This window comes from Candidatus Solirubrobacter pratensis, assembly GCF_000425945.1.
GTDB classification, from domain to species: Bacteria; Actinomycetota; Thermoleophilia; order Solirubrobacterales; family Solirubrobacteraceae; genus Solirubrobacter; species Solirubrobacter pratensis.
Genome location: NZ_AUEK01000022.1, coordinates 25,708 through 36,744, shown reverse-complemented (window position 1 = coordinate 36,744; position 11,037 = coordinate 25,708). Strand labels below are relative to the sequence as shown.

The 11,037-nt window shown below is 69.5% G+C and carries 13 protein-coding genes; 3 read left to right on the top strand and 10 right to left on the bottom strand.

All coding sequences use genetic code 11. The annotated features are described in order from the left end of the window. Nucleotides 1-114: 114 nt before the first annotated feature. Nucleotides 115-477, top strand: coding sequence for a hypothetical protein (locus H958_RS0123525; RefSeq protein WP_028060444.1), 363 nt, complete (start codon nucleotides 115-117; stop codon nucleotides 475-477). A gap of 36 nt (nucleotides 478-513) precedes the next feature. Here the strand turns inward: H958_RS0123525 and H958_RS46650 are convergent, their stop codons facing one another. Beyond that, nucleotides 514-1,089 carry a hypothetical protein gene (locus tag H958_RS46650; protein WP_156028209.1) on the bottom strand — a complete coding sequence of 192 codons (576 nt, stop codon included), beginning with the start codon at nucleotides 1,087-1,089 and terminating at the stop codon, nucleotides 514-516. Further along, nucleotides 1,040-1,777: a tyrosine-type recombinase/integrase gene (locus tag H958_RS45360; RefSeq protein ID WP_081686205.1), complete on the bottom strand. Its 738-nt coding sequence runs from the start codon at nucleotides 1,775-1,777 to the stop codon at nucleotides 1,040-1,042. Before H958_RS45360 ends, H958_RS46650 begins: the two co-directional genes overlap by 50 nt. Nucleotides 1,778-1,899: 122 nt before the next feature. Between H958_RS45360 and H958_RS0123510 the strand changes: the two genes are divergently transcribed. Both H958_RS0123510 and H958_RS0123505 read left to right on the top strand, forming a co-directional pair. Then, entirely contained in the window at nucleotides 1,900-2,142 is a 243-nt protein-coding gene (locus H958_RS0123510; RefSeq protein ID WP_051324734.1) for a type II toxin -antitoxin system TacA 1-like antitoxin, read from the top strand. Next, nucleotides 2,139-2,636, top strand: a complete 498-nt coding sequence (locus H958_RS0123505; protein ID WP_028060440.1) for a GNAT family N-acetyltransferase — start codon at nucleotides 2,139-2,141, stop codon at nucleotides 2,634-2,636. Before H958_RS0123510 ends, H958_RS0123505 begins: the two co-directional genes overlap by 4 nt. 264 nt (nucleotides 2,637-2,900) lie before the next feature. Here the strand turns inward: H958_RS0123505 and H958_RS0123500 are convergent, their stop codons facing one another. From H958_RS0123500 to H958_RS0123465, 8 genes are all read right to left on the bottom strand, one after another. After that, entirely contained in the window at nucleotides 2,901-3,326 is a 426-nt protein-coding gene (locus tag H958_RS0123500) for a universal stress protein (protein WP_196807522.1), read from the bottom strand. Between the two features lie 74 nt (nucleotides 3,327-3,400). Beyond that, nucleotides 3,401-5,098 carry an MFS transporter gene (locus H958_RS39850; RefSeq protein WP_051324733.1) on the bottom strand — a complete coding sequence of 566 codons (1,698 nt, stop codon included), beginning with the start codon at nucleotides 5,096-5,098 and terminating at the stop codon, nucleotides 3,401-3,403. Beyond that, nucleotides 5,095-5,568 carry a MarR family winged helix-turn-helix transcriptional regulator gene (locus tag H958_RS0123490; protein ID WP_051324732.1) on the bottom strand — a complete coding sequence of 158 codons (474 nt, stop codon included), beginning with the start codon at nucleotides 5,566-5,568 and terminating at the stop codon, nucleotides 5,095-5,097. The genes H958_RS39850 and H958_RS0123490 overlap by 4 nt, the downstream gene beginning before the upstream one ends. A gap of 556 nt (nucleotides 5,569-6,124) precedes the next feature. Further along, nucleotides 6,125-7,117, bottom strand: a complete 993-nt coding sequence (locus H958_RS0123485; RefSeq protein WP_028060437.1) for an ABC transporter substrate-binding protein — start codon at nucleotides 7,115-7,117, stop codon at nucleotides 6,125-6,127. Between the two features lie 22 nt (nucleotides 7,118-7,139). Further along, entirely contained in the window at nucleotides 7,140-8,144 is a 1,005-nt protein-coding gene (locus H958_RS0123480; RefSeq protein ID WP_028060436.1) for an ABC transporter permease, read from the bottom strand. Beyond that, entirely contained in the window at nucleotides 8,141-9,721 is a 1,581-nt protein-coding gene (locus tag H958_RS39845) for a sugar ABC transporter ATP-binding protein (protein ID WP_051324731.1), read from the bottom strand. Before H958_RS39845 ends, H958_RS0123480 begins: the two co-directional genes overlap by 4 nt. Before the next feature lie 20 nt (nucleotides 9,722-9,741). Continuing rightward, the gene (locus H958_RS0123470; protein ID WP_028060435.1) at nucleotides 9,742-10,728 is read right to left on the bottom strand and encodes an aldo/keto reductase; all 987 of its coding nucleotides are present in this window, start codon (nucleotides 10,726-10,728) and stop codon (nucleotides 9,742-9,744) included. Further along, nucleotides 10,725-11,036, bottom strand: a complete 312-nt coding sequence (locus H958_RS0123465) for an L-rhamnose mutarotase (RefSeq protein WP_028060434.1) — start codon at nucleotides 11,034-11,036, stop codon at nucleotides 10,725-10,727. Before H958_RS0123465 ends, H958_RS0123470 begins: the two co-directional genes overlap by 4 nt. Nucleotide 11,037: the final 1 nt, after the last annotated feature.

Below are 11,037 nucleotides of genomic sequence, written 5' to 3'. Positions count from 1 at the left end.
ACGCCGACCCCGACCCCAACGCCGACCCCGACCCCAACGCCGACCCCGACCCCGACCCCAACCCCAACCCCAACCGCAACGCCGACCCCGACGCCGACCCCCACGTCCGCGAGCGTGACGGGCGTCGCCGGCGCGACGGTGCCGGCGACGCTGTCGCTGACGCTGGGCGGGCCGGCGTCATTCGGCGCCCTCCAGCCCGGTGTGGCACGCGACTACACGGCGCAGACGACCGCGAACGTGATCAGCACCGCCGGGGACGCCACGCTGAGCGCCAGCGGCCCGGTGTACCTGCGCAACGGCGCGTCCACGCTGGCCTCGCCGGTGGCGATCGCGTTCAGCAAGGCAAGCTGGAGCGCCGAGGTGTCCAATGACCCGGTGACGATCACGTTCGGCCAGCACATCGGCGCAAACGACCGGCTACGCACCGGGACCTACAGCGCGCCGGTGACGTTCACGCTGGCGACGACCAATCCGTAACACGCACACTGGCCGGGCGCTCACGCGCCCGGCCGGTTACCAGCGTTCGACGATCATGCCGTCGGTCACTCCACTGCCGCGTTGTAGGGGAGCGGCGGCGGGATGAGTTCGCGGAGAAGCAGGTGCCGAAGCAAGGTCTGGCGGATGCGATTCTCGGCGCGGCGGAGGCCGGGCATCGGTGAGAACGAGGCGGCACAGATCTTCCGTCGCGGGCTCAAGCAGGCCGCTGGCACGGAGCTCGTCGGTGAGGACGTCGAACCTTGGGTTGGAGAGCCGGCCGATGGCTTGGACGGCCGGTCGGAAGCCTTCGCGGCCGGGGCGAAGCTCCCGGTAGATCAGCTCCGCGAGGCTGCCCGCGTCGGAGACTCGCCACTCTTCCCCACTCACTGATCCGTCACGCGCCGCGAGCAGGCGTCGGCCCGCCGGCGCTGCCGATCGCAGCGGTCGCCGGCCGTCGCGGGTGGCGACGTCGCGGATCAGCTTGTCGCGGCGCATGCGCAAGAGGACGTCGGAGATGGAGACGCCGATCGGCTTCGCAGCGCCGAGCGCGATCGCGAGCTCGTCATCCGAAAGTGCGATGCGTCCTTGTTGCTCGGGCGTCGGTGAGCGCACGGAGCACGGCCTCGGCTGCGACCAGGTACCCGGCCTCACCTCGGATCGGCGCGCGCTCAAGCCATGCCGGGACCTTGGCGTTGAGCCGCGCGAGCAGCGCCCGCGCGGCGGCATCGTGCGGCGGGCTCAGCAACCTGGCTCCCAGCGCTTCCTGGAGGCCCGCATGCAGCGCCCGCGCTTCGTCCTCGGACAGGTCCAGCCGGGTTCGGGTCGCGCGAGGAGCGTCTGCGAGCGCGGCTCGACGCCAGGGACCTGAGAGCGCACGACGACGACCTGTCGCACTCGTTTTGGGAGACGCCTGACCTCTTCCATCGCGGCGAGGAACTCCATGCGCTCGTTGAGCCGGTCGCGTGGGTCTGCCGGCTCCTTCGCCGTGGCCCAGGTACTCCTGGATCGTCCGCAGCGGCACGCCGGCGGCCGCGAGGGTCGTGCCGAACGTGTGGCGGAGGTCGTGGAAGCGGATTACGCGAACGCCTGCCTCCCTGCAGGCGTCCTGGAAGCTGCGTGAGACCTTGGTTCGATCAAGAGGCGTGCCGAGCTCTGGGTGACCGAAGAACAGGTCGTCCTCGTCGCCGTACACGGTCCGCAGCCGCCGCTTCACCAGCTCGGTGGTCAGCCGGTCCATCATCGGCACCGAGCGCCTGGTGCTCAGGTCCGATTTGCCCTCGCCCGAGTGCTCATTCCGCACCCAGGCCTCAGTTCTGCTCGATTTGCACCCCGGATTGCACCCCGTCCTCCGTCGGTGCGGTTGGCGGCACCGTACAAGTGCCGTACACTGAGGATATGGCTACGCGAACCAAGCGCATCGAGATGCGTGCAGACGTCGAGAGCGAAGCGCTGATCACGGCGGCGGCCGCCGCCCGCCGCGTATCCGTCTCGGCATTCGTGCTCGAAGCGGCCACGGAGGAAGCTGGACGAGTGCTGGGGCGGGCGGATCTGACCCTGATGCCGGCCGATCAGTTCGACGCGTTCGTCGCCGCCCTCGACGAGCCCGACGAGGCGCCCCGGCTGGCCGACGCTGCGCGGAGCCCGCGCCGATACACACGCCGGTGAGCGAGTGGGACTCTCAGCCGCTCGCTGAAGACCACGACGCATCTCAGTTCCACTCCGGCAACGAGTCGCTCGACCGCTGGCTCCAGCGAGATGCGCTCCGCGCTCACCGCGCAGGCAGCTCGCGAACGACCGCATGGACCAGGCTCGGAGAACGCACCGTCGTCGCCTACCACGCGATCGCGCCGACGCAGATCGCGCGTATCGACCTTCCCAGCCGATCGCTCAGCGGCGGCTACAGGCACGTGCCGGGCTACCTGATCGGTCGACTCGCGCTCGCCCAAGCCCTCCACGGTCAAGGGCTCGGCACCCAATTGCTCCTCGACGCGCTCGAACGGATCGTCGAAGCCGCCGACCGGGCCGGCGGCCGCGTGATCGTCGTCGACGCGATCGATGACACAGCGCACCGCTTCTACCGCCACCACGACTTCCACGCAATCGAGGGCTCCAACCGGCTCGTCATGAAGGTCGCCACCGCGTCCGCGATCCTGCGCTGATGAGGCCTTCGTTTGCACGGAGTGCATGACCCGAGCGTCGAAGCTCGCGACACTGCTTAGGGTAAGCTGAGCGCCTGGGCGGCGCCACAGTGCGAGCGAAGGGACTCGAGCCGAAGTCGCCGCAGATGCGCCTTCAGTCCGGAGGCTCGCAGCGTGACCACGATGCGAAGACGCCGACGGACGCGGCGCCGCGAGCTAAGGCCGGCCGCGCAGTGGCGTGACCGTGCGTCGATGCCTGCACGCGGCGGAACGATCGAGTCGTCGTCACGGGACGACCGCGACGACCGGTGCTGTGCTCCGGCCGATCAGGCGACGCCCGAGTGAGCCGGCTATCCGGTGAAGGGCTCGGGTGGGTCTGCCGACCACGATCAGGTCAGATCGGACCGCCTCGGCGACCCGCAAGAGCTCTTGGACCGGTTCGCCGCGGGCATGCACGAACAAGACGTCCAACCCGTGGTCGGCCGCGTGCCGGTTGACTTCGCCGGCCAGCTCGATCGCCCGTTCGGTAACGCGGCGGTCGATGTCCTCGCAATCGCAGGAACAGCCGAGCGCCAAGGCCAGCCCGCTGCCGGCATCGATCGTGGGGCTGACGAATACGGCAACGGCACGTCGGTTCAAGCGCCGGGCCTGCCCGCATCCCCACCAGAATGCATCCCAGGAGGTGTCGGAGCCGTCGAGGCCGATGACCACGGCTATGTCGTCCGCTCGCCCGAGTTCAGCGGGGACGGGATGCGACGCGCTGTATTCCGACGGGAGGCGGGGGTCTATGTCCCGCTCGTCTGCCATAGCTGCGCCGGGTTCATCGGACGGGGGCGACCGTCGGGGCGGCCGAGCGGGCCCGCTGCCGGGTGCAGGATGATCACGTGGCTGTGGGCGTCGCGGGCGATAACGGCGCCGACGTGGGCTCCGAGCGGGCCATGGCGGGTCTCCGGCCCGAGCACGATCGCGGTCGCCGAGAGCTCGGCGGCGCGCCCCAGGATCCGCCTGGCGACATCGACGTGGGAGCCGACGGCGTGCAGCAACTCGCCGACCACCGCGACGTCGGCCTGGCGCAGCTCTGCGGTGCAGGACTCGACCAGGTCGTTCGCGGCGGCGGTCGACTCGAGGTCGATGGCGTCCTCGCCGGCGAGGACGTCGCGTTCGACGACGTGCAGCACGTGTACCCGCGTCGCGCGGGCGCGAGCGAGCGGCACGATCATCGCGCACACCTCGCGAGCGCTGGGCCCGGCGACCGCGACGACGAGCGCGCCGCGGTCATCGGCGGGCTCCTCGGCGAGGGACGGCGCGGTCTCGGCAACCGGCACGAGCGCGGTGCGATAGAGCCAGAGCACGCCGATGGCGATCGCGGTCATCGCGGCACCGAGGTAGAAGGGGGCTTGGACGCTGACGTGCTCGGCGAGCTTGCCGGCGACGAACGGTGCGATGGCGCCGCCGCAGAAGCGCACGAAGCTGTAGGCGGAGGACGCGATCGGACGCGGCACCGGGGCGGACTCCATCACCACCTGGGTCATCAGCGTGTTGGTGATGCCGAAGAACGAGCCGGACACGATCACGCAGACGATCAGCGCCGTCTGGGAGTCGTGAAGCACGCCCATCACCACAAGGACCGCGACGATGCCCGCCAGCGCTGCCGCCAAGCCGCGCACATCGCCGAAGCGGCTTGACAGGCGCGGCGCGACGAACACGGCGAAGACGGCGAGCATGAGCCCCCAGGCGGTGAACGTGTAGCCGAGCTCGTGGATCCCGAGGTGCAGCGGGAACGGTGCGTAGCCGAGGAGCGTGAAGAAGCCGAAGTTGTAAAAGATCGCGGTGAGGCCGCTGCCGCGGATGGGGCGGTGGCGCAGGGCGCGCAGCGGCTCCAGCACCGAGACGCGCTCCTGCGCGGGTGGCGGTGGGGTCGGGGGCAGGAACTTCGCGATCGCGATGAACCCGATCGCCATCAGCACCGCGACGCCGAAGAACGGGCCGCGCCAACTCACCCCCCCGAGCTCGCCGCCAAGCAGGGGACCCACCGAGATCCCCAGCCCGAGCGCCGCCTCATAGAGCATCACCGCTCCGGCCACACCGCCGCTCGCCGCACCGACGATCACCGCCAGCGCGGTCGCGATGAACAGCGCGTTCCCGAGCCCCCAGCCGGCGCGCAGACCGACGATTGCGCCGATGCTGTTCGAGGCACCCGCCAGGGCGCTGAAGACGATGATCAGCGACAGGCCGGCCAGCAACGTCCGCTTGGTGCCGATCCGGCTTGCGACGACGCTCGACACGAGCATCGAGATGCCGGTGAACGCGAAGTAGCTCGTGAACAGCAGCTCGACGTCACTCGGAGACGCGTCGAGATCGTGCGCGATCGCCGGCAGGATCGGATCCACGAGCCCGAGGCCCATGAACGAGACGACTGCCGCAAACGCGACCGCCCACACCGACTTCGGCTGGGAGAAGAACGAGCTGCCATGAGGGCTCACGCGCGACCACCGCCCTGCAGCACGTCGATGAGTGACCCGAGCGCCTCCGTCGCGTTCTCGAGCGCGGTCAGCTGCTCGTCGGACATCGTCCCGATGTGGGCCCGCAGCACGGCGCGATACTCCGTGCGGAACATCTCGAGCGCCGTGGCTCCGGCTTCGGTGATCGAGATCACGACGACGCGGCCATCGTCCGGCTTACGATCACGCTTCACCCAGCCCCTTTCCTCCAACCGCCTGACCAGCAGCGTCATCGAGGGCTGAGCGAGTCCCTCCAGCTCCGCAAGCTCGGTGATCCGCCGCGGTCCCGCGGTCAGGGTCTTCAGGACCCCGCCCTCGCTCCGAGAGAGCTCGTGGCGCGACCCCTTGACGAGCAGCCTCGTCACGAGCGAAGTCCTCTGCAGCAGATGCGACGAGAGGTGGTCGAGTAGCTGCTCGCGGTCGATCGCAGAGCTCGTGGTCGAGGAAATCACATAGGGAACTATATAGACAGCAATGTAAATTGCCAAGTGGCATCGGTCCCGGCGGGGCGGAGCCACCTCTACGTCAAGTGGGGTGCCTATTACGTTCGCCGGCGATCGCCGGATGGCCGCCAACGCAACCGCCGGGTCGGCGAGGTCCGCGCCCGCGGCGAGAAGGACGGGCTCAACGCCGCGAGGCCGAGCGCGAGGCGCGGCGCATCATCGAGGCCGTCGACCTCGCGCCGCCGGCCGAGCCTCCGAAGCAGGCGCCGCCGGTCGACAGCAACAGCTGGGAAGCGGCCTCCCCAGCCCTCACGCGTGACCCGGAGTCGGGCGGTGGCCGCGCCGGGGACTCGTGCCCGCCCACCGGATCGTGGAACCAGCGCTATCGCAATGAGGCCTCAACGCAGCAGTGGCCGGCTCAGTCAGTAGTCGCGGGCAGAGCCACGTCGCGCCTCGGCACGGGATTGAGCTGGGCTCGTCCGCCCTTCGGAAACGGCGTGAGACGGTGCCCACCGGGCACCGTCACCACATCCGTGATCCCTGCATCAGCCGGGCCGTCGGCCGGTCACTGATAGAGGAGAGCCTGGATCTTCGGTTCGTCGACGTTGGTCTTGTCGTACCAGTAGAAGCCGGTGTCGATCACCTTCGGCAGCTGCTCGCCCTTGATCGCCTTCATCGCGGAGTCGACCAGCTCCTTGCCCATGCCGACCGGGTTCTGCGTGATCGCGCCCGCCATCACGCCGCTCTTGATCGCGTCGATCTGCGCCTTGCCCGAATCGAAGCCGACGATCGTGATGCCCTTCTTGCCGCTCTCCTGGACGCCCTTGATGACGCCGATGGCCGAGCCCTCGTTCGCGCCGTAGAAGCCCTTGAGGTCGGGATTGGCCTGGATGATCGACTTCGCGATGTCGGCCGACTTGGCCTGGTCGCCGCCGCCGTACTGCACCGGCAGGACCTTGATCCCCGGCGCGTTCTGCTTCATGTACTCCAGGAACCCGTCGCGGCGGTCGATGCCCGACCGGCTGGTCTGGTCGTGGACGACGACCGCGACCTTGCCCTTCCCGCCGATCAGGTCGGACATGTGCTTGGCCGCCTCGGCGGCCGCGGCCTTGTTGTCCGTCGCCGCGGTGGTGACGGGGACGTCGCTCTCGACGCCGGAGTCGAACGCGATCACCGGGATGTTCTGCGCCTTGGCCTGATCCATCAGCGGCGCGCTCGCCTTCGAGTCGAGCGCGGCGAACCCGATCGCGGCGGGCTTCTTCTGGATCGCGTTGGTGAGCATCGTGACCTGCTGCTCGATGTCCTGCTCGGTCGGCGGGCCCTCGAACGTGATCCGCGCGCCCTTGGCCTTGGCCTCCTGCTCCGCGCCGTGCTTGACCGCCTGCCAGAACTGATGCTGGAAGCCCTTGGAGACGATCGCGATGTACGGCTGCTCGCCGCCACCGCCGCCGCCGGCGCTCGACGACGCGCTCCCCCCGTCGTCGGAGCCGCACGCGGCGACGCCCATGGCGAGCGCCGCGGCGACGGCCGCCGCACCTACGAACCGCTTGGTAGACATCATTGAAACCCTCTCCTCCTTTTCATGCCGTGCGCTTGCGCGCCATGTCGGCGTAGACCGCGACGAGGATCACGAGCCCGAGGATCACGTTCTGCCACTCCTGCGGAATGGACATGATCTGCAGCCCGTTGTTGATGACGGAGATGATCAGGGCGCCGATGATCGTTCCGACGATCGAGCCCTTGCCTCCGGACAGCGACGTGCCGCCGATGACCACCGCGGCGATCGCCTGCAGCTCGTAGCCGAGGCCCGTCCCCGGCTGGGCGGACGAGAGGCGCGCCGAGATCATCACGCCGGCCAGGCCGGTGAACAGGCCCGCCAGCGTGTAGACGGCGATCTTCCACCGTCGCACGCTGATCCCCGACAGCGCCGTCGCCTCCTCGTTGCTCCCGATCGAGTACGTGTAGCGCCCGAGGACGGTGCGGTTGAGCACGACCGCGGCGATCACCGTCGCCACGGCCAGCACGAGCACCGCGTTCGGGAAGTCGACCCCGAACAGGTGACCCGTCGAGATCTTGATGTAGCCCGGCGCGTCGTTGAAGTAGATCGGCGTGCTGTCGGAGATGACGAGCGCCAGCCCTTGGGCTACGAGCATCATCGCCAGCGTCGCGATGAACGGCGGGATGCCGAGGATCGAGACGTTGAACCCGTTGACCAGGCCGATCAGCGCGCCGAACAGCACGGTGCCGATGACGCCGATCAGGACGGGCACGCCGGTCTTGACGATCAGCATGCCGGAGATGACCGCGCACAGCGTCATCCCCGTGCCGATCGAGAGGTCGATGCCCCCGGTGATGATCACGAAGGTCGTCCCGAGCGCCAGGAGCCCGATGACGACGGTCGAGAAGAGGATCGACGTGACGTTCGAGTAGTTCAGGAAGCTCGAGCTCGCGATCGAGAAGAACAGGAAGATCGCGATCAGGCTCGCGAAGGCAAGGAACTGCTGCAGCCGGTCCCTGAGGCCGGTGCCCACGGCCTCTACGCCGGTGCGCTGCTGCTGCTCGCCGGTGGCGGATGACACCGTCATGCCTCGTCCGTCCTCCGTTCAGTCGTGGTGCTCGAAGCAGGCTCCGCGAGCCCCAGCTCGGCGGCGTCCTCGGGGTTCTCGTCCGGCCGCAGCGTCGCGTAGTGCATGACGCGTTCCTGCGTGGCCTCGGCGGCGTCCAGGCTGCCGGTGACCCGGCCCTCGCTCATTACGACGATCCGGTGCGACATGCGCAGGATCTCGGGCAGCTCGGAGGAGATCATGATGATCGACTTGCCGCCGTCCGCGAGCTCGTTGAGCAGCCGGTAGATCTCCTCCTTGGCGCCGACGTCGATGCCCCGCGTCGGCTCGTCGAAGATCAGGATGTCGCAGTCCTTGACGAGCCATTTCGCGATCACGACCTTCTGCTGGTTGCCGCCGGAGAGGTTCTTGACCGTCTGGTTGATCGACGGCGTCTTGATCCGCAGCGTCCGCACGTACCGCTGAGAGGCGTCGCGCATCGCCTTGTCCTTGACGAAACCCCAGGCCTGGAAGCGCTCCTTCAGCGCGCTCAGCCCGATGTTCGCGTTGACCTCCTGCTCGACCAGCAGGCCGTACCGCTTGCGGTCCTCGGACAGGTAGCCGATCCCGTGGCGCGCCGCATCGGCGGGGTTGCCGATGCGGAGCTCGCGGCCGCGCAGCCGGATGCTCCCGGCATCGAGCTTGTCGGCGCCGACGACCGCGCGGGCGACCTCGGTCCGTCCCGCCCCCATCAGCCCGGCGAAGCCCAGGATCTCGCCCTTGCGCAGCTCGAAGCCGACGTCCTTGAGCAGGTCCTTCGTGCTGAGGCCCGAGACCTCGAGCACGACCTCGCGGCCGGCCTGGACGCCGACCGGCTTCGCCTCGCCCGTGAGCTCGCGGCCGACCATCATGGAGATGACCTCCTTCATGGACGTCCCCGCAATGTCGCGCGTGCCGACGTAGCGGCCGTCGCGGATCACCGTGATGCGGTCCGCAATCCGCCGCAGCTCCTCGATCCGGTGCGAGATGTAGATGACCCCGGTGTCCGGGCGCACGAAGCGCCGGATCAGGTCGTGCAGCACCTCGACCTCGGCGTCGTTGAGCGCCGCGGTCGGCTCGTCCATGATCAGCAGCTTCGCGTCGTAGGACAGCGCCTTGCCGATCTCCACCATCTGCTGCTTGGCGACCGTGAGGTTGCCGACGAGCTCCTTGGGCCGCAGCGGCAGGTGCAGCCGCTCGATCAGCTCGCGCGCCTTCGCGTTGAGGCGGCGCTCGCTCGTGAAGATCCGCGTCTCGCGGGGCTCGCGCCCGATGAAGAGGTTCTGCGCGACCGTGAGGTCGGGCATCAGGTTGAACTCCTGATGGATGATGCTGATCCCGAGCTCGAGCGCGTGCTTGGCCGACGCCGGCTCGTAAGGCTCGCCGTTGAGGAAGAACTCACCCGCGTCGGCGGTGTAGATCCCGGACAGGAGCTTCATCAGCGTGGACTTGCCGGCGCCGTTCTCGCCGACCAGCGCCAGCACCTCGCCGCCGCGCAGGTCGAGGTGCATGTCCTCGAGCGCCTTCACGCCCGGGAAGCTCTTGCTCACCCCGCGCACCTCGAGCAGTCTCTCCTCCATTCTCTCCCCCACGCTCGCGATCACACCGCCGTCGGCACTGGAGCATCTGGTCGCAGCAGGCCCTCGGAGACGAGCTCGCTCCACGCGGCGTCCGGGACCGCAGCGTCGAGCAGCGCCGCGTTGCGGTCGACCTGCCCGGCCGACCGGGCGCCGAGGCACACCGTCGCCACCGCGGGATGCGCCAGCGCGAACTGTGCCGCCGCGACCGGCAGGCTCGTGCCGTGGTGCTCGAGCACGTCGGCGATGCGGTTCACGCGCGCGAGGATCTCCGGCGACGCCGCCTCGTAGTTGTACGTGACGTCCTCGCGCGGGCGCTCGCGCGCCAGCAGGCCCGAGTTGAACACGCCCGCGGCGATCACCGACACGCCGCACTCGACGCACCGGGGCAGCAGGTCGTCCAGCGCGCCCTGCTCGAGCAGCGTGTAGCGGCCGGCGAGCATGACGACGTCGAGGTCGGTGTGGCGGACGAAGTCGGCGAGCATCTCGGCCTGGTTCATCCCCGCGCCATAGGACGTGATGACGCCCTGCGAGCGCAGGTCCTCCAGCGCCGGGAAGGCCCCTTCGAGCGCCTCCCGGTAGTGCTCGTCGGGATCGTGCACGAGCAGGAGGTCCACGCGGTCGAGCCCGAGCCGGCGCAGGCTGGACTCGAGCGAGGCCAGCACGCCGTCGCGGCTGTAGTCGCGCACGCGGACGTGGGTGGCCGGCACCGCGAAGCCCTCGTCGTCGAGCACGTCCGAGGCCGACGGCGCGAGCAGCCGGCCGACCTTGGTGGAGACGATGAGCTCGTCGCGCGGACGCCCTGCGAGCCCTTCGGCGAGCCGCTCCTCGGCGAGCCCGAGCCCGTAGTGCGGCGCCGTGTCGAAGTAGCGCACGCCGGACTCCCAGGCCGCCGTCAGCGCGCCCCGCCACTCGTCCTCGCCGACCTCGCGGCCGAGGTTGCCGATCGGCGCCGTGCCGAGCGAGAGCGGTCCGACGGACAGGCCGCCGCGGCCCAACGCGCGCGTCATGGCAGCTCCCACACGAGCGGCAGCCCGCGGTCGGTCCCACCGTAGTCGTCGGCTACCTCGAGCAGCTCGGCCATCAGCGCCTGCCACGGCACGTTGGCCGGATGCTCGCGCAGGTGCTCGCGCATGGCGCGGTAGTCCGCGCACTCGACGACGTGGAACAGGTCCTGCCCGTCGCGCCAGATCCGCCACGACGCCACCCCGGCCTCCCTGAGCGCGGCGTCGAGGTCGCGCGGGGTCACGGCGTGGACGTCCTCGTAGTCCTGCTCGCGACCAGGCTTGAGCCGGGTGTGCAGCGCGATGCGGTCCATG